23 protein-coding genes are annotated in these 21,927 nt (G+C 62.8%); 9 read left to right on the top strand and 14 right to left on the bottom strand.

Annotated features, from left to right (window positions below):
* Nucleotides 1–3: 3 nt before the first annotated feature.
* Nucleotides 4–1,113, top strand: coding sequence for a Gfo/Idh/MocA family protein (locus NKH06_RS25145; protein WP_352894436.1), 1,110 nt, complete (start codon nucleotides 4–6; stop codon nucleotides 1,111–1,113).
* Between the two features lie 377 nt (nucleotides 1,114–1,490).
* On the opposite strand, the gene NKH06_RS25140 is transcribed toward NKH06_RS25145, so the two are convergent.
* Nucleotides 1,491–2,186: a helix-turn-helix transcriptional regulator gene (locus NKH06_RS25140; protein WP_352894433.1), complete on the bottom strand. Its 696-nt coding sequence runs from the start codon at nucleotides 2,184–2,186 to the stop codon at nucleotides 1,491–1,493.
* Nucleotides 2,187–2,315: 129 nt separating this feature from the next.
* Here NKH06_RS25140 and NKH06_RS25135 point away from each other — a divergent pair, with 129 nt between their 5' ends.
* Nucleotides 2,316–2,951 (top strand): LysE family translocator, encoded by a 636-nt coding sequence (locus NKH06_RS25135; protein ID WP_023810660.1) that lies wholly within the window; start codon nucleotides 2,316–2,318, stop codon nucleotides 2,949–2,951.
* 267 nt (nucleotides 2,952–3,218) lie between these two features.
* Here NKH06_RS25135 and NKH06_RS25130 read toward each other — a convergent pair whose 3' ends face one another.
* From NKH06_RS25130 to NKH06_RS25100, 7 genes are all read right to left on the bottom strand, one after another.
* On the bottom strand, nucleotides 3,219–4,310 hold the full coding sequence (locus NKH06_RS25130; RefSeq protein ID WP_352440531.1) for a 3-deoxy-7-phosphoheptulonate synthase: 1,092 nt from the start codon (nucleotides 4,308–4,310) through the stop codon (nucleotides 3,219–3,221).
* A 519-nt stretch (nucleotides 4,311–4,829) separates the two neighbouring features.
* Nucleotides 4,830–5,624, bottom strand: a complete 795-nt coding sequence (locus NKH06_RS25125) for an SDR family oxidoreductase (RefSeq protein ID WP_352440530.1) — start codon at nucleotides 5,622–5,624, stop codon at nucleotides 4,830–4,832.
* 33 nt (nucleotides 5,625–5,657) lie between these two features.
* A complete protein-coding gene (gene iolG / locus NKH06_RS25120; RefSeq protein WP_352440529.1) occupies nucleotides 5,658–6,653 on the bottom strand; it encodes an inositol 2-dehydrogenase in 996 nt (331 codons plus the stop codon).
* Nucleotides 6,654–6,745: 92 nt separating this feature from the next.
* Nucleotides 6,746–7,537 (bottom strand): ATP-binding cassette domain-containing protein, encoded by a 792-nt coding sequence (locus tag NKH06_RS25115; RefSeq protein WP_352894429.1) that lies wholly within the window; start codon nucleotides 7,535–7,537, stop codon nucleotides 6,746–6,748.
* 2 nt (nucleotides 7,538–7,539) lie between these two features.
* Complete coding sequence (locus NKH06_RS25110; RefSeq protein WP_352773851.1) at nucleotides 7,540–8,616, bottom strand: ABC transporter permease; 1,077 nt, start codon at nucleotides 8,614–8,616, stop codon at nucleotides 7,540–7,542.
* A gap of 113 nt (nucleotides 8,617–8,729) precedes the next feature.
* Nucleotides 8,730–9,671 carry a sugar ABC transporter substrate-binding protein gene (locus NKH06_RS25105; protein ID WP_024502009.1) on the bottom strand — a complete coding sequence of 314 codons (942 nt, stop codon included), beginning with the start codon at nucleotides 9,669–9,671 and terminating at the stop codon, nucleotides 8,730–8,732.
* 302 nt (nucleotides 9,672–9,973) lie between these two features.
* Nucleotides 9,974–11,005: a LacI family DNA-binding transcriptional regulator gene (locus tag NKH06_RS25100; RefSeq protein ID WP_023810652.1), complete on the bottom strand. Its 1,032-nt coding sequence runs from the start codon at nucleotides 11,003–11,005 to the stop codon at nucleotides 9,974–9,976.
* Nucleotides 11,006–11,174: 169 nt separating this feature from the next.
* On the opposite strand from NKH06_RS25100, the gene NKH06_RS25095 reads away from it, so the two are divergent.
* From NKH06_RS25095 to NKH06_RS25085, 3 genes are all read left to right on the top strand, one after another.
* The gene (locus tag NKH06_RS25095; protein WP_352632011.1) at nucleotides 11,175–12,266 is read left to right on the top strand and encodes a fatty acid desaturase family protein; all 1,092 of its coding nucleotides are present in this window, start codon (nucleotides 11,175–11,177) and stop codon (nucleotides 12,264–12,266) included.
* 96 nt (nucleotides 12,267–12,362) lie between these two features.
* Nucleotides 12,363–12,677, top strand: coding sequence for a Rieske (2Fe-2S) protein (locus NKH06_RS25090; RefSeq protein ID WP_027161041.1), 315 nt, complete (start codon nucleotides 12,363–12,365; stop codon nucleotides 12,675–12,677).
* Complete coding sequence (locus NKH06_RS25085) at nucleotides 12,674–13,912, top strand: NAD(P)/FAD-dependent oxidoreductase (protein WP_352632009.1); 1,239 nt, start codon at nucleotides 12,674–12,676, stop codon at nucleotides 13,910–13,912. Before NKH06_RS25090 ends, NKH06_RS25085 begins: the two co-directional genes overlap by 4 nt.
* A gap of 285 nt (nucleotides 13,913–14,197) precedes the next feature.
* Here NKH06_RS25085 and NKH06_RS25080 read toward each other — a convergent pair whose 3' ends face one another.
* From NKH06_RS25080 to hslV, 6 genes are all read right to left on the bottom strand, one after another.
* Entirely contained in the window at nucleotides 14,198–15,157 is a 960-nt protein-coding gene (locus NKH06_RS25080; RefSeq protein ID WP_352894423.1) for a DUF1402 family protein, read from the bottom strand.
* Between the two features lie 232 nt (nucleotides 15,158–15,389).
* Entirely contained in the window at nucleotides 15,390–16,703 is a 1,314-nt protein-coding gene (hslU, locus tag NKH06_RS25075) for an ATP-dependent protease ATPase subunit HslU (RefSeq protein WP_023810648.1), read from the bottom strand.
* A 4-nt stretch (nucleotides 16,704–16,707) separates the two neighbouring features.
* A complete protein-coding gene (locus tag NKH06_RS25070; RefSeq protein ID WP_352440524.1) occupies nucleotides 16,708–17,307 on the bottom strand; it encodes a DUF2585 domain-containing protein in 600 nt (199 codons plus the stop codon).
* A 52-nt stretch (nucleotides 17,308–17,359) separates the two neighbouring features.
* Nucleotides 17,360–18,520 (bottom strand): hypothetical protein, encoded by a 1,161-nt coding sequence (locus tag NKH06_RS25065; RefSeq protein WP_352440523.1) that lies wholly within the window; start codon nucleotides 18,518–18,520, stop codon nucleotides 17,360–17,362.
* A complete protein-coding gene (locus NKH06_RS25060) occupies nucleotides 18,517–19,029 on the bottom strand; it encodes a GNAT family N-acetyltransferase (protein WP_023810645.1) in 513 nt (170 codons plus the stop codon). Before NKH06_RS25060 ends, NKH06_RS25065 begins: the two co-directional genes overlap by 4 nt.
* A gap of 71 nt (nucleotides 19,030–19,100) precedes the next feature.
* Nucleotides 19,101–19,652, bottom strand: a complete 552-nt coding sequence (gene hslV / locus NKH06_RS25055) for an ATP-dependent protease subunit HslV (RefSeq protein WP_023810644.1) — start codon at nucleotides 19,650–19,652, stop codon at nucleotides 19,101–19,103.
* A 242-nt stretch (nucleotides 19,653–19,894) separates the two neighbouring features.
* On the opposite strand from hslV, the gene hisB reads away from it, so the two are divergent.
* Genes hisB through NKH06_RS25035 form a run of 4 tightly spaced genes read left to right on the top strand, consistent with a single transcriptional unit; the run spans nucleotide 19,895 to nucleotide 21,924 of the window.
* A complete protein-coding gene (gene hisB / locus NKH06_RS25050) occupies nucleotides 19,895–20,494 on the top strand; it encodes an imidazoleglycerol-phosphate dehydratase HisB (protein WP_128302722.1) in 600 nt (199 codons plus the stop codon).
* Nucleotides 20,495–20,498: 4 nt separating this feature from the next.
* Nucleotides 20,499–20,975, top strand: a complete 477-nt coding sequence (locus NKH06_RS25045) for a DUF2628 domain-containing protein (protein WP_352672849.1) — start codon at nucleotides 20,499–20,501, stop codon at nucleotides 20,973–20,975.
* 1 nt (nucleotide 20,976) lies between these two features.
* On the top strand, nucleotides 20,977–21,627 hold the full coding sequence (hisH, locus tag NKH06_RS25040) for an imidazole glycerol phosphate synthase subunit HisH (protein WP_128302724.1): 651 nt from the start codon (nucleotides 20,977–20,979) through the stop codon (nucleotides 21,625–21,627).
* A gap of 6 nt (nucleotides 21,628–21,633) precedes the next feature.
* A complete protein-coding gene (locus NKH06_RS25035; protein ID WP_352773854.1) occupies nucleotides 21,634–21,924 on the top strand; it encodes a DUF1330 domain-containing protein in 291 nt (96 codons plus the stop codon).
* Nucleotides 21,925–21,927: the final 3 nt, after the last annotated feature.

Raw genomic sequence — 21,927 nt, 5'->3', positions numbered from 1 at the left:
AAAATGGTCGGCGTCGGTCTCATCGGTACGGGTTTCATGGGCAAGTGTCACGCCATCGCATGGAGTGCCGTCAGCGCCGTTTTTCCCGACGTTGCCAAGCCACGGCTGGTCCATCTCGGCGAGGTCAATGAAGAGCTTGCCCGGCGCAAGGCGGGCGAGTTCGGTTTCGCCAAGGCGTCGGGGGACTGGCGCGCTGTCGTCAACGATCCCGAAGTCGATATCGTCTCGCTGACCACGCCCAACCAGTTCCATCCGGAAATGGCCATCGCCATCCTGGAAGCAGGCAAGCATCTATGGTGCGAAAAGCCGATGGCGCCAAGCTTTGCCGAGGCCGAGGCGATGGCGGCGGCGGCGAAAAAGTCCGGCAAGGTCGCGGCGCTCGGCTACAACTACATCCAGAGCCCCGCCATCCGCCACATCGGCGCGCTGCTCGACGAGAAGATCATCGGCGAGGTCAACCATCTGCGCATCGAGATGGACGAGGACTTCATGGCCGACCCGGAAGCGCTGTTCTTCTGGAAGCACGAGGCGGCCTCCGGTTATGGCGCGCTCGACGATTTCGCCGTGCATCCGCTGTCGCTGGTCTCAGCCCTGTTCGGCCGCGTCGCCAGCGTCATCTGCGACATGGCCAAACCCTATGCCGATCGCAAGCTGGCCAGCGGCGGCCGTCGCGCGGTCGAAACCTACGACATCGCCAGCGTGCTGATGCATCTGGAAAATGGCATTGCCGGCACGCTGCTGGTCAACCGCTCGGCCTGGGGCCGCAAGGGCCGCATCGCCGTCCAGATCTTCGGCTCGAAAGGGTCGATCCTGTTCGACCAGGAACGATCGAACGAATTCCAGCTTTACCTCACCGCCGACCGGCCGACCGAGCAGGGCTACCGCACCATCCTGGTGGCGCCGCACCACAAGCCCTATGACCTCTTCGTGCCGGCGCCGGGCCATGGCCTCGGCTTCAACGATCTCAAGATCATCGAATGCCACGAATTGCTGACGCGGCTTGAAGGCAAGCCGGCGCGGCTCATCGAATTCACCGAAGGGCTGGAGATCGAGCGCACCGTGCACGCGATGGCGCGTTCGTTCGAGGAGAAGCGCTGGGTCGATGTGCGATAGAGCCATGTAGTTCGTCGAGACGGGGAAGGTTACCGACTCTCGGCAGACAAGATTTCACCATTCATTTGGTGACCCGTCGCAGACATTCGCGATTGGCCGACGCCTCCCTGACGCTTCGTCATCCTATGGCGGAGCAAGGAGCGAAGCGACGCGGCGCAGACCATAGGATCCATGCCGCGACTCCAACGCATCACAACGGTGCAGAATTCTGCTCCGCTGCATTCCTCGACAAAGGTCGCGGCATGGATCCCGGGGTCTGCGCCGCGTCGCTTCGCTCCTTGCTTCGCCCCAGGATGACGAAGTAACGGGAGTTTCGACCAATCCCCAAGGCGTGCGACCTGCCAAGGTAAGCACCACGCCAAGTATCTGCGGTCACCTCAGCCGCCGGCGGCCGGAGTCTCCCACCCGTTGACCCAGACCTGCCGCAACCGGTCGCCTTCGCCCTTGAACCGCAACCCCGTCGCCTGGCAATCCTCGATCCGGTCGCTGCGGAAATTGCGGATCGCCTGGCGCAGCTCGCACCAGGCGACGATGTTGGCGGTTTCGGCGTAGTAGATGAGCGCGATCGGGCGGATGAGGCGCTCGGAGGCGCGGCCCATTTCGTCTCGATAGGAGAGGTAGAGCTTCTCCTCGTCACGGATGGCGCGTCGCACCAGCGCCAGGTCGATCGCGCCGGTAGAAGGCGCGGCGAAACCCCAGGCATGCAGCGCATTGGCGTCGAATACCTGGCGCAAGGGTGATGGCACCGCGCCGGCGATCTTGACGCTGACGCGCTTGGCCGCTTGCTTGAGCTCGCTGTCGCCCGTGCGCTCCAACAGCGCCAGCGACAAGACGATCGCCTCCATCTCCTCGATCGAGAACATCAGCGGCGGCAGGTCGAAGCCGGGGCGCAGGATATAGCCGATGCCGCGTCCGCCCTCGATCGGCACGCGCATCGCCTGCAGCGCTGCGATGTCGCGATAGATCGAGCGCACCGTCACTTCCAGCCGCTCGGCAATCGTCGCCGCCGTCACCGGCTGCCGCGCCAGCCGCACGATCTGGATGATCTCGAACAGGCGTGACGCCTTGCGCATTTTTCCCCCCGGGTTGCGAGCCCAACTGACACAGCATTGTCAGTTGGGCTGATCTATAGGAGCGCCTATCGAATTGAAAATCAACAGGTTCCGCTGCGGTTTGGCGGAGCGAGGCGGCAGGCAACTGACATGGATTATGCGGAAAATCTCTGGCTTTTCTTTATCCTGCTGTTCGGCATCATCGCCGTTCCAGGCATGGACATGCTCTTCGTGCTCGCCAATGCACTGACAGGCGGACGCGACAGGGGTCTCGCCGCGACTGGCGGCATCATGGTCGGCGGCATGGTGCACACGCTGAACGGCGCCATCGGCGTCGGCCTGCTGATGCATTTCGTGCCGATCCTGTTCAAGCCGCTTCTGCTTGCCGGCGCCGCCTACATGGCCTTTATCGGCATCACGCTGATGCGCAGTTCCATCACTGTCGGTCAGGAGGGGCCTGCCGGCAGCCGTTCCGCATGGAAGGCCTTTCGCCAGGGTTTTGTGACCTGCCTGATCAACCCGAAGGCATACCTGTTCGTGCTTGCCGTCTATCCGCAGTTCCTGAAACCGGACTACGGTCCGATCTGGATGCAGGCGACGATCATGGGACTGCTGACCGTGGCGACCCAGGCTGCGATCTATGGCGGACTGGCGATCACGGCCGGCCGCAGCCGCAATCTTCTGATCGCCAATCCGCGGGCGACGATTTTTGCCGGCCGGGCGGCCGGACTGCTGCTCTTTGCCGTGTCGGTGTTCACGGCATGGGAGGGGTTAAGGGCGGCGTAGGGATTTCTTGCGAAGAGGACCCCCACCCACCCCTAACCCCTCCCCACAAGGGGGAGGGGGACTCCAGTCGGCGCTGACAACGGCAAACTGCCGACGTTTTTCAGGCGTCAAAGGTTCGAGTAGGAGTGCGCGGCAGCGTTCCCTCCCCCTTGTGGGGAGGGTTAGGGTGGGGGTCCTTCTTCGCAAGAATCCATATGCGATTGCCCTCCCTCTTTTGGGCAGGGGTTAGGGTGGGGGTCGTGCCGGGCAAAGGCCGGCATCAGTGGCTCAAGCGGCTCCCTGCCGGTTGTCGATCATGGCGCGGCGTGTCGAGCGGCGCCATTCGACAGCACCCGCAAGGCCGTGCAGCACCGTCTCGGTGGTCGCCCAGTCGATGCAGCCATCGGTGATGCTCTGGCCGTAGACCAAGGGCTTGCCTGCTACCACCTCCTGCCGGCCGGCGACGAGGTTGCTCTCGATCATGAGGCCGATGATGCGCTCGTCGCCTGCCGCGACCTGGCCGGCGACATCGGCCGCGACCTTGGGCTGGTTCTCGGGCTTCTTGGCCGAATTGGCGTGGCTGACATCGATCATCAGCCTGGGCGCGACGCCGATCCGGGCGAGTTCCACAGCGGCGGCTTCGACGCTCGCCGCGTCATGGTTGGGCTGAACGCCGCCGCGCAGGATGACGTGGCAGTCCTCATTGCCCGTGGTCGTGGCGATGCCGCTGCGCCCGCCCTTGGTCACCGCCATGAAATGATGCGGCTGGGCGGCCGATTTCACCGCCTCGGCGGCTATGCGAAGATTGCCGTCGGTGCCGTTCTTGAAGCCGACCGGGCAGGAGAGGCCCGAGGCGAGTTCGCGGTGGATCTGGCTCTCGGTCGTGCGCGCGCCGATCGCGCCCCAGGCAACCAGGTCGGCAATGTATTGCGGCGTGGTCATGTCGAGGAATTCGGTCGCCGCCGGCAGGCCGAGATTGTTGACGGCCGACAGCACGTTGCGTGCCATCCGCAGCCCCTTGTCGATGTTGAAGCTGCCGTCGAGGTCGGGATCGTTGATCAGGCCTTTCCAGCCGACCGTCGTGCGCGGTTTCTCGAAATAGACCCGCATCACGATCTCCAGCCGGTCCGACAGGCTCTCGCGCAGCGCTGCCAGGCGGCTGGCATAGTCGACGGCCGCGACCGGATCGTGGATCGAACACGGGCCGACAATGACGAGCAGCCGGTCGTCGGTGCCGTTCAAGATGGCATGGGTTGCGTTGCGCGATGCGCTGACGGTGCGCGTCGCGGTCAAAGTGCGCGGGATCTCCCGCATCACCTCGTCCGGTGTGCTCAGTTCTCGGATTTCCTTGACCCGAAGGTCGTCTGTGGTGGTCAACACGGCTTTCTGCTCCTGTCGAGAGCATGATGCCGAAAAGTGTGAAGCGGTTTTCGGACGACATCATGCTCCTCTTTGATTTAGAGGGAACCTGCCGGCTGAAAACAAAAAAGCCGCCAGGTATGGCGGCTGTTCGGATCTTGTTGCTGCAATCTTCAGATCGAGCGCAATCCTCCCGCCGCCAGCGAGCTCCTAAAGTACCAATATGTGGCGGTCAGGTTGATCATGAGGCTCATATAGTCGAAGCGGAGGTGCTTGTCACGTGGGTGGTGGCAGCCAAATTCAGGATGGCCGAACCTTCGCGATTTCGTCATCCCAGGGCAAAGCAGGAGCGAAGCTCCGTCGCGGAGACCCTGGGATCCATGCCGGGACGTCAACCAAGAGTGCAGCGGAACAGAATTCTGCACCGTCGCGGCGCATTGGAGTCGCGGCATGGATCCTCGGGTCTGCGCCGCGTCGCTACGCTCCTTGCTCCGCCCGTGGATGACGAAGTGATGGGCGTTCCCGCTAGACTCGCCGATCCTATTCCGGCGAAGCCCCCGCAATGCTCTGGTCATAGTCGACCAGCGATCCGGTCATGACGCCCGACTGCGGGCTGACCATGTAGCTGATCAACCGTGCTAGCTGGTCCGGCTTCACCAACTGGCCCATCGGCTGCGCCGCTTCGGCCTTTGCCAGCCAGTCGTCCGGCGCATCGTGCCATTTCTTCTGCACGATGTCCTCGCCCTCTGTGTCCATCCAGCCGGGCAGCACCGCGTTGCAGCGGATGCGGTTGTGGCGATAGGCATTGGCGACGTTCTTGGTCAGCGTCATCAGCGCCCCCTTGCTGGTCGAATAGGGCGTCAGGAACGACTGGCCGGTATGCGCCGACATCGACAGCACGTTGACGATCGAGCCTGGTGCCTTCTTTTCCAGGAGATGCCCCACCACGCCTTGCATCAGGAAAAACGGCCCGCGCACATTGGTGTCGAAGATGGTGTCGAACAGCTCTTCGCTGGTTTCGACCAGCGAACCGCGCGCCGATGTCGCGGCGGCGTTGACCAGCGCGTTGATGGCGCCGAAATGCGAGATCGCGCTGGCAACGGCGCGCTTGCAGTCGGCCACTTTAGAGACGTCGGCGCTGATGAAGATCGCGTCGACGCCCGCTTTCTTGAAATGGGCGACTGCCTTGTCGCCCTTTTCCTGCGAGCGGCCGATGAGCGCCAGCGCCCGGCAGCCCTCGTCGGCCAGCGCCTCGGCGACGGCAAAGCCGATGCCCTGGGCGCCACCGGTGACGATGGCGCGCGTCTGTGAATTGCGATCGGCTGATACGCTCATCGCTGTGCTCCTGTGGTTTCTTTCCAAGGGTTCTTACTTGTCGAGACGGACGGTCTTGCCGGTCGTTGCTGATTTCAGCGCCGCATCGGCCAGCTTCAGCGCCACCAGCCCATCCGCGCCGCTCGGCGACGCTTTCTTGCCCGAGGTCGCGGCTGTGATGAACGCGGCGATCTCAATGGCGTAGGCGTCGAGGTAGCGGGTCATGAAGAAGTCGTGCAGCGGCGGGCGCGTATAGCCCTTCTCGTTGGCCAGTTCGATCGACACCGGCCGCTGGTTCTCGGCCGCGATCATACCCTTCGAACCATGCACCTCGATGCGCTGGTCGTAGCCATAGGTGGCGCGGCGCGAGTTGGAGATGACGGCCTGCTTGCCGGAAGCGGTTTCCAGGATGACGCTGACGCTATCGAAATCGCCGGCAGCACCGATCTTCTTGTCGACCAGCACCGAGGCATGGGCGCTGACCGCCACGACCTCTTCGCCGAGCAGGAAGCGCGCCATGTCGAAATCATGGATGGTCATGTCGCGAAAAATGCCGCCCGAGCGCTTGATGTAGTCGATCGGCGGCGCGCCGGGATCGCGCGAGGTGATGGTGACCATCTCGACGGTGCCGATGGCGCCGTCGTCGATCGCCTTGCGCACGGCGGCGAAATGCGGATCGAAGCGCCTGTTGAAGCCGACCATCAGCGTCGCCTTGGTCTTCTCGACCACGGCCAGGCACTTCTCGACGCGCTTGACGTTGAGGTCGATCGGCTTCTCGCAGAAGATCGCCTTGCCGGCCCTGGCGAAGCGCTCGATCAGATCGGCATGGGTGTCGGTCGGCGTGCAGATGACGACGGCGTCGATATCCCCGGCTTTCTCGATGTCTTCGATGCTGCGCACCTCGGCGCCATAGGCGCTCGCCAGCTCTTTGGCGGCCTTCTCGAACGCATCGGCAACGGCAACCAGTTTGGCCTGCGGATTGGAGCCGACGGCGCGGGCGTGGACCTTGCCGATGCGGCCGGCACCGAGGAGAGCGAAGCGAACGGTCATGGGTATTTCCTCTGGGGGGATGGGTTAGAGAGAGTTGTGTCCGCACCTTCTCTGAGGAAGGGGCAAGATTGCTTCAAGCACGCATATCGTCCTTAAAACAGGGTGATCGTCCTGTTGTAGGCCGCGAGTTCCGCCTCCCCGGTCTTGGCGCCGGTGATGTAGGAGACGATGTCGTTTCCGTCGGTGTTCTCCTTGCGCAGATTGGCGACGATGCGGCCGCGCCGGAACACGACGATGCGGTCGCAGAGATCGAACACCTGGCGCATATTGTGGCTGATCAGGATCAGCGGCTCGCCATTGTCCTTGAGCGTGCGGACGATGTTTTCGACCTGCGCGGTCTCCTGTACGCCAAGGGCAGCCGTTGGCTCGTCCATGATGATCAGCTTGGAGGCGAAGGTCGCGGTCCGGGCGATCGCCACGCACTGGCGCTGGCCGCCCGACATGTGGCGGATGGTGTTGGACAGATTGGGGATCTTCACCGCCGTGCGGACGAGCGCCGCCTCGGTCGCCTTGCGCATGTATTTGCGGTCGAGGATCGAGAACGGGCCGAGATTGAACAGCACCTTCTCGCGGCCGAGGAACAGGTTCGACGGCACGTCGAGATCGTCGGCCAGCGCCAGGTTCTGGAACACGGTCTCGATGCCCGCCGTGCGAGCCTCGATCGGCCCGGCAAAATTCACTTCCTTGCCGTCGAACCAGATCTGGCCGCTGGTGCGCTGCTCGACGCCGGTGATCTGGCGCACGAAGGTCGACTTGCCGGCGCCGTTGTCGCCCATGATGGCGACATGCTCGCCCTTGCGCAGCTCGAAATTAGCGCCTTCCAGCGCGTGCACGCCGCCATAGCGCTTGGTCAGGTTTTCGGTCTTCAGGACGATGTCTGACATGGTCATGCCCTCATTGCCCGCAGGCGTTGACGCCACTGGTCGAGAACCACCGCACCGACGATGATCACGCCCTTGACCATCTCCTGGTAGTAGGCGTCGAGGCGCAGGAAGGTGAAGCCGGAGATGATGACGCCGAAGATCAGCGAGCCGATCACCGTGCCGATGATCGAGCCGCGGCCGCCCGACAGGGAGACGCCGCCGATGACCGCCATGGCGATGGCGTCGAGCTCGTACATCACGCCCATGCCGGACTGCGCGGTCAGGTTCTTGGAGCTCAGCACCACGGCGGCGAGCGCGGCGAGAATGCCGGCGATGACGTAGACCAGGATCTTGTGGTTGGCGATCTTGATGCCGGACATGCGCGCGGCATCTTCGTTGGAGCCGATCGCGTAACAGTGCTTGCCGTACCTGGTGTAGGTCATGATCAGCTGGAACAGGACGGCCAGCGACAGGAAGATGACGACGGGCATCAGGCCTTTGCCGATGCCGGCGAAACTCTCGGTGGGAAACGAGATTGGCTGGCCCTTGGACCACCATTTGGCGATGCCGCGCGCGGTCACCATCATGCCGAGCGTGGCGATGAACGGCGGAATGCGCGTGTAGGCGATCAGCGCGCCATTGACCAGGCCGGCAAACAGGCCGCAGGCGATCGCCACCAGCAGCGGCACGATGACAGGCAGGTCCGTCCAGCCTTGCGCCAAAAACATCGCCTTGGGATTGGGGTTGCCGTTGACCGTCGCCACCTGGGCGAAGCTCATGGCGATCATGGCGGTCGCGCCGACGATCGAGCCCGAGGACAGGTCGATGCCGCCGGTGATGATCACTTGCGTCACGCCGATGGCGATGATGCCGACGATCGACACCTGCAGGATGATGATCTGCAGGCGCGCTTCGTTGAAGATGCCGCCGACGTCGCTGCGTGTGTTGAACAGGAAGCTGTCGCCGAGAAAGACGCGGCCGATCAGTTCGAAGATGACGACGAGAATGACCAATGCCAGGAAAACATTGAACTCGGCCGGCCATGTGCGCTTCCTCGCATCATAGCCGACGCCGCCGACGCCATGAGATGTCTGTGCCACGTATCCTGTCTCCATCAGCCGCGGTCGCCCTCGCGCCGTGCCGGCGCCGAGGGAGAGAGGGGAGCGGCGCTGTCGCGATCGAGAGCGCCGCTCCGTATCGAACCGTTGGCGGCTCAGTTCTTCTTCAGGAACTTGTCGATGTTGGCCGGCGTCACCAGCTGGAAGGGCACGTAGACCTTGTGCTCGACCTTCTCGCCCTTGGAGAGCTTGAGCGCCGCATCGAGAGCGCCGGCGCCCTGGCCGGCCGCGTCCTGGAACACGGTTACGTCGAGGTCGCCCGCCTGCATTGCCGCCAGCGCGTCCTGGGTGGCATCGACGCCGCCGACGACAACCGCCTTCATGTCGATGTTGCCGGCCTTCATCGCCTGGATGGCGCCGATGGCGCTTTCGTCATTGTTGGCGATGACGCCGTCGAACGGCTTGCCGGTCGACAGCCAGTTGGTCATCAGGTTCTGCGCCTCGTCGCGGTTCCAGTTCGACGTCTGCTTGTCGATGATCTTGATGAAGCTGCAATCCGGCGTCGCGATCACATCGTCGATGTCCTTGGTGCGCTGCACGGCGGCCTGGTTGGAAAGCTCGCCCATGATCACATAGACATTGGCTTCCTTCTTGCCGGCTTCCTTGAACAGGCGGCAGACTTCCTTGGTCTCGAGCGTGCCGGAATCGGCTTCGTTCGAGGCGACGAAGGCCTGGTTGTCGGGCAGCGTGTCGACATTGACCGGCTCGCGGTTGACATAGACCAGCGGGATCTTGGCGGCCGCCGCGGCATCCGACATCGCCTGCGTGGCCGAAGTGTCGACCGGGTTGACGATGATGGCATCGACGCCCGAGGCGGCGAAGTTCTTGATCTGGTCGAGCTGCTTGGCAACGTCGTTCTGCGCGTCCTCGACCTGCAGCTCCACGCCGCTCATGCCCTTGGCCTGCTCGATCATGCCGTTGCGCAGCACGGTCAGGAAGTTGTCGTCGAACTTGGCCATCGACACGCCAACCTTGGCGGCCAAGGCGGATGAGCTCATCAGCGCCGCGAAGGCGACGCCCAAAATCAATTTCTTCATTGTGTTTCTCCTCCACATATTGGTGTCCGGTTTCACCGATTTATCCGGAATCCCCGATCTCCCCGGGGAATCTCTCCCTGATATCTTTTCTATTCCGGATGACGCTTGCCTCCTGGCTGGAACGTCAAGCCCTCTGTTTGAAACAGATGTTCCGGAACGAAAGAACCAAAATACACAGATGATGAAATATTTATTCCATTTCACATCGGGGCGTCAAGGGCGATTCCGCGGCCTGCGGGCCGATTTACGCATCGCTCTGATGGATTCTATCATTTGCCTCGGCGGCCTTGCGCGGCGGCGGGCTAGATGTTTTCCGGCAGGTAGATGTCAAAGGGCAGGAAGGTCTGGCCCGGAGCGTTGGCGGCGCCGGTTTCGATGGCATGCGCCATCAGGTCGACAAGCTCACGGCACAAAGCGGCGAGCGGGGTCGAGATCACCATGGTGAGGATGTTGTCGGCGAGTGCCGCGCGCGATTCGGCGTTGATCTCGTTGCAGACGACCACCGGCATGGTCGCGGGTTTCGCTGCCCGCAGTGCCGAGACCGCGCCTTCCATGCCGCCGCCGGCGACGTAGCAGCCGGCAAGATCCGGATAACGCGCCAGAAGATCGATCATCGCGTCATGGGTCACCTGGTTGGCTTCCAGATTGACCAGCGTTTCAAGCACGCTGAACTCCGGCGCATGCTCGCGGAAGAAGGAGCGAAAGCCGATCTCACGCAGCTCATGGCCGTGGAAGCGGTGGCTGCCGACGAAGAGGGCGACCTTGCCGGGCCGCTTGGCTGCTTTGGAGATCATCCATGCGGCGGTGCGCCCGACCTTGCGGTTGTCGAGGCCGATATAGCCCTCCCGGATGCCGGCGGCAAAGTCGGACAGCACCGAAAAGACCGGCTGCCCTCTCGCCTTCAAGGTTTCCACGACCGCTGTCAGGGTCGGATGGTCCGGACCGACAACGGCGATTGCCCTCGATTTCGCCGCCAGCCTGCGCATCTGGGAGGCGATTTCGTCGGGAGCCAGGGAACTGGCGAAATCGATGGTCGCAACGCCGCGGAAGCGTTGCGATTGCGAGATGGCCAGTTCAAGTTCCCGCGCGAAGTCGCCGTAGAAGGCATCATTGCCCCGCAGCAGCAGGAAGCCCAGCCGGTACTCCGGCAATTCCTGGCGCATGCGCTGCTTGATGAGGCCGGCGGCGTGGTAGCCGATATCGGTAGCGGTCTCGTAGACGCGGCGCGCTGTCTCTTCGCGCACCGGCAGCCGGTTGTTCAGCACGCGGTCGACGGTGGCGACACTGACGCCCGAGATGCGCGCCAGATCTGATATTGTCGGCCGCTTCACCATGCTTGCCTCGTCGGATTTGCTTGAGCCTTCGTACATCATCCTGATGGGAAATGATAGAAACTATCTTTGTGATGTTGAGTCTATCATCGGTCGGCGTTACTTTGATGCTCGAAACCAAGGGATTTCACGGCATCGCTCTGGCGGATGCCTTTGCCGAGGGAGGCAAATCATGTCCACTGCGCCGTCCCGGCGTGACTACAGCCTGATCGGCCGCGACGCCAGGCTCGCCGTCGAGACCGGCCTGTCGGCCGCCGAGTGGTATCACACCGACGTACCGCGCAAGCAGATGAAGGAGCTGATGCAGCGCTCCGACGGGCCGGCGATCCGCGATACGGCAATCTGGTTCGCCGCGCTGATCGTCAGCGGCGCCGGCGGCGCCTGGTTCTGGGGCACATGGTGGTGCGTGCCGTTCTTCTTCGTCTATGGCGTCCTCTACGGTTCGTCGACGGATTCACGCTGGCACGAATGTGGGCACGGCACCGCCTTCCGGACGCAGTGGATGAATGATGTGGTCTATCAGATCGCCTGCTTCATGATCATGCGCAATCCGGTGACCTGGCGCTGGAGCCACACGCGCCACCACACCGACACCGTCATCGTCGGCCGCGACCCGGAAATCTCGGTCATGCGGCCGCCGGACCTGGTTCGCGCCGTCCTGGGCTTCGTCGGCGTGCTCGACGCCTGGCATGCGATGAGCGATATGCTGCGCAACGCCGCCGGCAACATCAGCGCGGCGGAAAAGACCTTCATTCCCGAGCAGGAACAGCCCAAGGCGATCCGGATCGCCCGCATCTGGACGGCGATCTATGCCGCCACCATCGCGCTGGCGTTCTACACCGGTTCGTTTCTGCCGCTGATGCTGGTTGGCCTGCCCAGGCTCTATGGCGCCTGGCATCACGTCATGGTCGGGCTGCTGCAGCATGGCGGCCTGGCCGATAACGTCACCGACCACAGGCTGAACAGCCGCACCGTCTACATGAACCCGATCAGCCGCTTCATCTACTGGAACATGAACTACCATGTCGAGCATCACATGTTCCCGATGGTGCCCTATCATGCGCTGCCGAGGCTGCACGAACTGATCAAGCACGATCTGCCGGAACCGACACCGTCGATCCTGGCCGGCTATCGCGAGATGATCCCGGTCTTCCTGCGCCAGCTGCGCAACGAGGACTATTTCCTCAAACGCGAGCTGCCGCCGACCGCACGGCCATATCGCGAAGAATTCCACAACGACACTATCGTCGCCGCGGCGGAATGATCGTGCTTCCATCCGATCTGGACTGTTTATTTTAACGCAATTCCGGGCGGAAAACCGCTGCGCACTTTTTCTGGATTGCTTTTAGGGAGGACTTGAATGAGCGACTGGGTCGAGGCCTGCGCCACCGGCGACATAGACGAGGAGGATGTGATGCGCTTCGACCATGGCGGCCGCACCTTCGCCATCTATCGCAGCCCCGACGACGAGTTCTTCGCCACCGACGGCCTTTGTACGCATGAAAAGGTGCACCTGGCCGACGGGCTGGTGATGGATGACATCATCGAATGCCCCAAGCACAATGGCCGCTTCAACTACAAGACGGGTGACGCCCGCGGCGCCCCGGTCTGCGTCAATCTCAAGACCTATCCGGTCAAGGTCGATGCCGGCAAAGTCCTGATCCAGATCGGATGACTGACATGGCGGGGGGGATGCTCATCATCGGCGCCGGCGAATGCGGCGGGCGGGCGGCATTGGCGCTGCGCGACCTCGATTATCGGGGGCCGGTGACGCTGGTCGGCGACGAGCCGCATCTGCCCTACGAGCGCCCGCCTCTGTCCAAGGAGGCGATGGCCAGCGATGCGCCCGAGATCAAGGCGATCGCCAGCGACGCCATTCTGGCCGAGAAATCGATCCGGCATATCCATTCCGTCCAGGCCGTGGCGATCGATCGCGCGGCGCATGCGGTGCGCCTGTCGGACGGATCGGTCCTGCCTTACGACAAGCTCCTGCTGGCAACCGGTTCGACCCCGCGCAAGCTGCCGATGCCGGGGCTGGGTCCGCGCTGCGTCTATCTCAGAACCTTCACTGACGCGCTCGCCATTCGCGCGCATCTCAACCGTGGTAACCGTATCGCCATCATCGGCGGCGGTTTCATCGGTCTCGAACTCGCGGCCGCGGCCCGCAAGCTAGGCGCTGCGGTCACCGTTATCGAGGCGCAGCCGCGCATCCTGATGCGCGGCGTGCCGGCCGAGATCGCCGAAATTATCCACGATGCACACATCGCCGAGGGCGTTGATATTCTGTGCGGGGACGGCATCGCGTCCATCGCCGACGACGGCAACAAGGTGCGCATAGCGCTTGCCGGCGGCCGGGAAATCGTCGCCGACCTCGCGATCATCGGCATCGGCGCCGTGCCGGTGACCGGGCTTGCGGCCGAAGCTGGGCTGGCGATCGACAACGGCATTGCCGTCGATGCCGAGCTGCGCAGCAGCGATCCCGACATCTTTGCCGCCGGCGATTGCTGCTCGTTTCCGCTCGCCGTCTATGGCGGCCGCCGCGTACGGCTGGAAGCCTGGCGCAACGCCCAGGAGCAGGGCGCGCTGGCGGCGAGGAATATGCTGGGTGCCGGCGAGGCGCATGCGGCGGTGCCATGGTTCTGGTCGGATCAATATGGTCTGTCCCTGCAGATTGCCGGGCTGTCCGACGAAGGCAGCAGCACCGTGCGCCGCGACCTCGGCGACGGCGCTTTCATCCTCTTCCATCTGGCCCAGGACGGCAGGCTGGTGGCGGCCAGCGGCATCGGCCCCGGCAACGCGGTCGCCCGCGACATCAGGCTGGCTGAAATGCTGATCGGCAAGCGCGCGAAGCCGGCGCCGGAAGCACTGGGATCGCAGGACGTCAAGCTGAAGTCGCTGCTGGCGGCTTGAGCCTGCTCTGCCCCTTGTGGGAAGGGTAATCGCATATGGAATTCCTGAGATGTCTGCCCGGCACCGACCCCCACCCCTAACCCCTCCCCACAAGGGGGAGGGAGACTTCCGTCGGCGCCGACCTAGGCTAGTCGCCTGACTTTTCGGCGCCAAAGAAGAATAAAAGGCACGCGACAGCGTTCCCTCCCCCTTGTGGGGAGGGTTAGGGTGGGGGTCCTTCTTCGCAAGAGTCCATATGCGATACCCTCCCCACAAGCGGGAGGTAGAGGCCTGAGCTCAAACCCGCTAAAACAGCGCCTTCAGCTCCGCCAATTTGTCATTCACCAGCCAGCCATAGTAATTCTCTTCCGGCAGCTTTTCCGGCTCGCCGGCGGCGCGGCGCCTGTCGTTCTCAGCTTTCAAGGCATCGGCGCGCTGCTCCGGATTGCCGACATTGTAGAGCGTGGCGGTCAGCCCGGGATTGCCCGAAATGTCGAAGCCGGCAATGCTTTTGTAGGCATCGATCGATTTCCTGATCGTCGCGGCGACGTAAGGCAGCGTCAGGTCGGGATCCATGATGGTCTTGTAGACCGAATTGGGATCGCCGACGTCGAGCCTGGGCAGGCCCGAAACCTTGTGCACCAGATCGCTCATCTGCAGGGCGGTCAGCGGATTGAGCTGACCCAGGCCGAAGGTCTGGCCGGCATAATAGGGCTGGAAGAAGGTGGCGCCGAAACGGTCGTCGGGAAAGTTCGTCCCGCCGACCGACTTGCCGCGAAACGAACGGTTCCACACCTGTTCGCGGCATTCCCACAGATCGTAGCTGTCGGACATTGCGGCGCATTTCTTGAATTCCGGCCGCTGCACGAAATCGGTGATGTCCTCGCCGTCATAGGCGAAGGACAGCTTGCTGGAGAGATAGGAGATCGCCTTGACGTAGTAGGTCTGCAGCCGGTCATAGGCATCGACATTGTAGGTGTGCTCGCCGACGATGGCGCCGACGATGTGCAAGGGATCGATGCCGTAGGTGGCGGCTGCCTCCTTGATTTTGCCGCGCAGATCGGCGTCGTTCTGCAGCAGGGCGTAGACCTTGCGGTACTTCGCCTGGAAGCTGGTGTTGGTCGCTTGCGTGCGCCGGCTGGAGGCGCCGGGAATGTCGGGCTGCACGGCATTGCGATTTCCCGGCGCCACCAATGTCGCTGCCTCGGCGGCGAACAGCGTCGCCGCCAGCGTCAAGCCGAGAATAACCAGGATCAGTTTTTTCATGCACCCGCCGCCCAAGCAATTCCAGGAAAAGTGTGAAACGGTTTTCCGGAATTGCGTCAAACCAAGAGATCGAGAATTGCCGCGCAAACTAGGTAAAGCTCTTGGTCGAGTCGAGAGCGCCCCTTCACCCGGCACTACGAAAGCTGGCCAGATGATACCATCTGGCCACACATGATTTTGCTGGCCGGAAAATGTTGCCTGGACCGGCGCCGGAACGTTCCGGCGCCGTCGTTCAAAGGATGAACCGCGACAGGTCGGTATTCCTGGACAGGTCGCCGACATGCTTTTCCACATAGGCGGCGTCGATGGTGACGCTGGTTCCGTTGCGGTCGGGCGCGTCGTAGGAGATTTCGTCCAGCACCCGTTCCATCACTGTCTGCAGTCGTCTTGCGCCGATGTTCTCGACGCTGGCGTTGAGGTCGACGGCGATGCCGGCCAGCGAATCGATGGCGTCGTCGGTGAAGGTCAGGTCGACGCCCTCGGTCTTCATCAGCGCGATATACTGCTTGATCAGACTGGCCTCGGTCTCGGTCAGGATGCGCACGAAATCGTCCTTCTCCAGCGCCCGCAACTCGACTCGGATCGGCAGGCGACCCTGCAATTCCGGCAACAGGTCTGACGGCTTCGAGACGTGGAAGGCGCCGGAGGCGATGAACAGGATGTGGTCGGTCTTCAGCGGCCCGTATTTGGTCGCCACCGTGGTGCCTTCGATCAGCGGCAGCAGGTCGCGCTGCACGCCTTCGCGGGAAACGCCGGCGCCCATGCCGCCTTCACGCGAGGCGATCTTGTCGATCTCGTCGAGGAAGACGATGCCGTCATTCTCCGTCGCATCGAGCGCCCGGCGCACCACCTCGTCCTGGTCGAGCAGCTTGTCGGACTCGTCGTTGACCAGCAGGTCGTAGGATTCCTTCACCGTCGTCTTGCGCATCTTGGTCTTCTTGCCGCCCATCGCCTTCGACAGCATGTCGTTGATGTTCAGCACGCCGATATTGGCGCCCGGCATGCCGGGGATCTCGAAACCCGGCATGCCGCCAGCGCCGGTATCGGCGACCTCGACCTCGATCTCCTTGTCATCGAGTTCGCCGTCGCGCAGCTTCTTGCGGAACGAGTCGCGGGTGGCCGGGCTCGCCGTCTTGCCGACCAATGCTTCCAGTACGCGTTCCTCGGCGTTGACGTGGGCGCGCGCCTTGACGTCCTCGCGCATCTTCTCGCGCACCAGGCCGATGGCGATCTCGACCAGATCACGGATGATCTGTTCGACATCGCGGCCGACATAGCCGACCTCGGTGAACTTGGTCGCCTCGACCTTGACGAAAGGCGCACCGGCGAGCCGCGCCAGGCGGCGCGAGATTTCCGTCTTGCCGACGCCGGTCGGCCCGATCATCAGGATGTTCTTCGGCATCACCTCTTCGCGCATCTGGCCTTCCAGCTGCTGGCGGCGCCAGCGGTTGCGCAAGGCGATAGCCACGGCGCGCTTGGCGTCCTTCTGGCCGATGATGAAACGGTCGAGTTCCGAAACGATTTCGCGGGGAGAAAATGTGCTCATATCACTAGATTCCACTTTGCCACTGCTTGATGGCCTCGAACGGATGCAGCAGCATGATCACGTTGAGTGTCAGATTGTCCCGGATGAGATAGCCGGTACCGAGTTCGAAGATGATGGCAAGGCTGACGATCACCCATATAGGTAGCCTTCGCGCCATCACAAATCCCAGCACCATGGCCAGTGTGTCGGACACCGAATTGATGATGCTGTCGCCGTAATAGTCGAGCGAGATGGTGCCGGCGCGGTAGCGCTCGATGATGAACGGGCTGTTTTCGAGCAGCTCCCAGCCGCCTTCGATGAAGACGGCGAACGCCAGCCTCAAGCCGATCGGCGAACGCGGGAACAGGAATCTTGCCAGCGCATAGAACAGGAAGCCGTGGATGATGTGCGAGAACGTATACCAGTCCGAAATGTGCTGGGAATTCTCCGAACTCTGCACGACGCCATGCCAGAGCTTGACGTAGCCGCAGGTGCAGATCGGCGTTCGCCCCATGCCGTAGAGCGCCCCGGCCTGGAAGATGATCAGGGCGAGGACGAGCAGAAGCCCCATCCGCCAGCTGTCTTCATAGGCCGAATAGCTGCTCTCCGTGGCCGGTGTCGTCATCGGTTCATTCCCCCTCGTTTCGCGTCGCCGTGTCGATCATCACAAAGCCTTGTCACGCCTTCAGCGGCGGTAGCCGGCGGATCACGGCAGCCGGCAAGGTGGGTTTGACCACAATCCGCCGGATACGCTGCCAGCCAGCCCCGAACAGAATGATCAGCGCGCCAACAACGACCAGGATCAAGGCAAAAGGCGGGATGCCCGTCGAATCGGAGGCGGAATTCACCAGATAATAGATGCCCAGCGAACCGAAGTAAGCCAATGTAGGAACCAGAAGCGAACGGCGGTCTATGGCCAGCGCGACATAGAGGAAGCCAAGGATCAGGACCGTCAGCATGATGGTTGCATTGGCGTCCGGCGCGATATGTCCGAATACGACGTTCTGGCCGGTCGCCATGATAAACAGCGGATGCACCAGCATGGGCGCCGAGACGACATGCAGCCAGAAAGCGCAATCGGACCAGATCTTGCGTCGATCCCTATCGTAAATGTCAAAAGCTACACCCGTTGCGAACACGATCAGGCCGCAGATCAGCGGCATGTAAAGTGCCGCTCGGAGCAATTCGGGAACATCCTCAATACGCGGCGGCGCAATCGCACCCGCTGTCACGCTGTCATACAGGATTATCGCCGTTTGCAGGAAGGCAAGCAGTGTAAAGGCGATGGCGATAGCCCCGGCAATGATGGGGACGCGAAAGCGCCAGAAATAGATCGCCGCCGCAATTATTCCTCCGCCCAGGAACAGATATCCGGCCTGGGACGCCGTCTGGCGCAACGCCAATAGCTGCCAGATGGTCTCCGGCTTGCGTATGCCGAAGCTGGCCTCCACTTGTAGCGCCAGAGCGGCCAGAATGGCGGCCATGAAAATCAGGGCAAGCACGGACGACGATAATTTCATCCGGTGCTGACGCGTGACAATTTCGGCGAGCCCCCAGGCGAAAACCGCGAGGATGCCGGCGATCCAGAATGTCTGGCCTGGAAGCAAGGTGGTGAGGACAAAGAAGAAGCCGGCGCTGAGCAGAACGGTTCCAACGGTGACGAACAGATCGTTGCCGCCGCCGACCAGCCGCAGGTTTTCCTCGTCACCCTCGTCATCGGCGCGCCTGACCTCGGGGGCGAGAGCGACCGCGCGTTCCATGGCCTCCAACTGATCGCGCAGGGTCTGCGAGATCAAACCTTTCGCGACTGCCTTGTCGAGTGTTTCGGCGCTGATCAATTGGGCTCCTGCGTCGCGTCGCGCGCCATCATCAAGGCAGGCCCGTACTCCGATGTTCTGGTGTCAAAGGCAACAAAGCCAGCCTTTTCATAGGCGCGGATGGCCCTGACATTGGCGGGATCAGGATCGATGATGACGCGCGGCACGCCTTCGTCGAAAAGCTGTTCGACGAACTGGCGCACGATTGCCGAGCCATGGCCGAGCCCGACCAGCTCCGGCCGGCCGATCGACAGGTCGATGCCGAGCGTGCCGAACGGCTGGTCGGCATAGGGATGGCCGTCCTCCAGATGCGGATCATAGGTCTGCAGATAACCGATCGGCTTGCCGTCGAGTTCGATAATCAGCGGCTCGACGGAAATCGAGTCGATGTGCTCGCGGATCTGCGCGATCTCGATCTCGGGATCGTCCCACCACTCGGCGACATGCGGTTCGGCGAGCCAGCCGGCGATCATCGGCAGGTCTTTCTCGGTCACCGGCCGAAAATCATAGCTATCTTCTTGTTGGACCATGATCTCTGGACGAACGGAACCGTTCGTCCGAGAAAACCGGTTTCCACGTTTCGGGATCATGGTCGGCCCGCTCAGCCGACATCGAGCGTTTCGACGACGAAGCTGTTGTTGGTGTAGACGCAGATGTCGGATGCGATCTGCATCGCCTTGCGGGCGATCTCCTCGGCATCCTTGTCGCTGTCCATCAGCGCGCGTGCCGCCGCCAGCGCGTAATTGCCGCCCGAACCGATGGCCATGACACCAAATTCGGGTTCGAGCACGTCGCCGGTGCCGGTCAGCGCCAGCGACACCGACTTGTCGGCCACCAACATCATCGCTTCCAGCCGGCGCAGATAGCGGTCGGTTCGCCAGTCCTTGGCGAGCTCGACGCAGGCGCGCGTCAGCTGGTCTGGATATTGTTCGAGCTTGGCCTCGAGCCGTTCCAGCAGCGTGAAGGCGTCGGCGGTGGCGCCGGCGAAGCCGGCGATCACATTGCCGCCCTTGCCGATGCGGCGCACCTTTTTGGCGTTGCCCTTCATGATGGTCTGGCCAAGGCTGACCTGGCCGTCGCCGGCGATCACCACCTTGTTGCCCTTGCGCACCGTCACGATGGTCGTGGCGTGCATGGTCAGTTCATTGGACATTTACTGGCTCCGAGCAGCGCCATCCCGATAAGGCGATTGGCGCGGTACGAGTAACTTTGATTGGCCATATGTATGCATGGGGCCGGTGATTGCAAATCGCTCTCTGGCAAGGCCGATACCGCTGTCAGAGGCAACTGGCAATCGCCGGATCATGCTGCTAGAAGGCTTTCGTTTTCAAGCCTGCGAGCGCTTGAAGCCTCTGAGCCGGTCACGATGTGAACCTCTGGGACAAGGATAGAGTGATGCCGCCCCGTTCCGCCGAAGCAAGCCGCAAGACCAAGGAAACCGACATCTCCGTGGCGGTCCATGTCGACGGCTCCGGCAAGTCGGATATCGCCACGGGCGTCGGCTTCTTCGACCATATGCTGGACCAGCTGTCGCGCCACTCCCTGATCGACATGACGGTCAGGGCGAAGGGCGATCTGCACATCGACGACCACCACACGGTCGAGGACACCGGCATCGCGCTCGGCCAGGCGCTGGCCAAGGCACTGGGCGAGCGGCGCGGCATCATGCGTTATGCCTCGATCGACCTTGCCATGGACGAGACGCTGACGCGCGCCGCGATCGACGTGTCCGGCCGTCCCTTCCTGGTCTGGAACGTTTCCTTCTCATCGCCGAAGATCGGCACCTTCGACACCGAGCTGGTGCGCGAATTCTTCCAGGCGCTGGCGCAGAATGCCGGCATCACGCTGCATGTCACCAATCACTATGGCGCCAACAACCATCACATCGCCGAGACCTGCTTCAAGGCGGTGGCGCGCGCGCTGCGCGTTGCCCTCGAACGCGATCCGCGCCAGCCGGATGCGGTTCCCTCCACCAAGGGATCGTTGAAGGGATAAGGCCATGGCCACCTATGTCGTGATGGAACCGCCAGGCCGCAGCGAGAAGGCCGATGCAACGGCCTTTGTCCGCGATGGCTTCACCTGGCTGGGCCTCCTGGTGCCGCCGCTATGGTTCGCCTGGCATCGGTTGTGGATCGAGGCAGCGCTTGCCTTCGTCGTCATGGGCCTGCTTTCGATGCTGGGCCAGAAGCTCGGCCTTGGTCTGGCCGGCTCGCTGCTGTCACTGTTGGTTTCGCTCTATGTCGGACTGGAAGGGCAAGGCCTGCGCATCGCGGCACTTCGCCGGCGCGGTTGGCACGAATGGGGCGCGGTCGAAGCCGGTTGGCTCGACGATGCCGACACACGCTATGCGCTGGAAGCGGAAGCGCTTGCCGATGAGGTTGTGCCGGCGCCGCGCATGGTCCCGGACGCTGCCCTGGCGCGGCCGTCGCAGCCGGGCATGGCGCTGGGGCTGACCCACATTCCGGGAAGAAGCTGACATGCGGGTTGCGATCATCGACTACGGCTCGGGCAATCTGCGCTCGGCCACCAAGGCTTTCGAGCGCGCCGCGCGGGAAGCCGGCATATCGGCTGCTATCGACCTGACATCGGATGCCGAACGGGTGCGCACGGCCGACCGCATCGTCCTGCCCGGCGTCGGCGCCTATGCCGACTGCGCGGCCGGCTTGCATGCCCTCGAAGGCATGTGGGAAGCGGTCGAGGAGGTGGCTATCGACAAGGGCCGGCCGTTCCTCGGCATCTGCGTCGGCATGCAGCTGATGTCCGAGCGCGGCCTGGAAAAGACAATCACCAACGGCTTCGGCTGGGTATCAGGTGACGTCAAGGAGATCACGCCGGCCGATCCGACGCTGAAGATCCCGCAGATCGGCTGGAACACGATCGAGCTCAAGCGCCAGCATCCGCTGTTTGCCGGCATACCGACTGGCGCAAGCGGGCTGCATGCCTATTTCGTGCATTCCTACCATCTCGATGCGGGCAAGGCGGAAGAGGTTCTGGCGGTCGCCGACTATGGCGGCCCGGTGACGGCGGCCGTCGCCCGCGACAATCTCGTCGGCACGCAGTTTCACCCGGAAAAGAGCCAGGCGCTGGGCTTGGCGCTGATCACCAATTTCCTGCGCTGGAGGCCCTGAAAACCGATGAGCAAGAAGGGCTACTGGATGGCGATGGTCGAGGTGACCGATCCGGAAAATTATCCGCTATACATTGCCGCCAACAAAGCGGCTTTCGACAAATATAGCGCAAAATTCCTGACCCGCGGCGGTCGGTCGTCGAGCCCGGAAGGGCCATCGGGCAATCGCCATGTCATCATCGAGTTCGAGAGCTACGCGGTCGCACTCGCCTGCTTCCATTCGCCCGAATACCAGGCGGCGCTGAAGTTCCGACGCCTCTATTCGACGTCGCATTTCGCCATTGTGGAAGGCGCCTGAACG

Source organism: Mesorhizobium sp. M1342 (assembly GCF_040317955.1).
In the GTDB taxonomy this organism is placed as follows: domain Bacteria; phylum Pseudomonadota; class Alphaproteobacteria; order Rhizobiales; family Rhizobiaceae; genus Mesorhizobium.
Note: the sequence above shows the minus strand (reverse complement) of the source record. Positions and strands in the feature narration are given on the sequence as shown.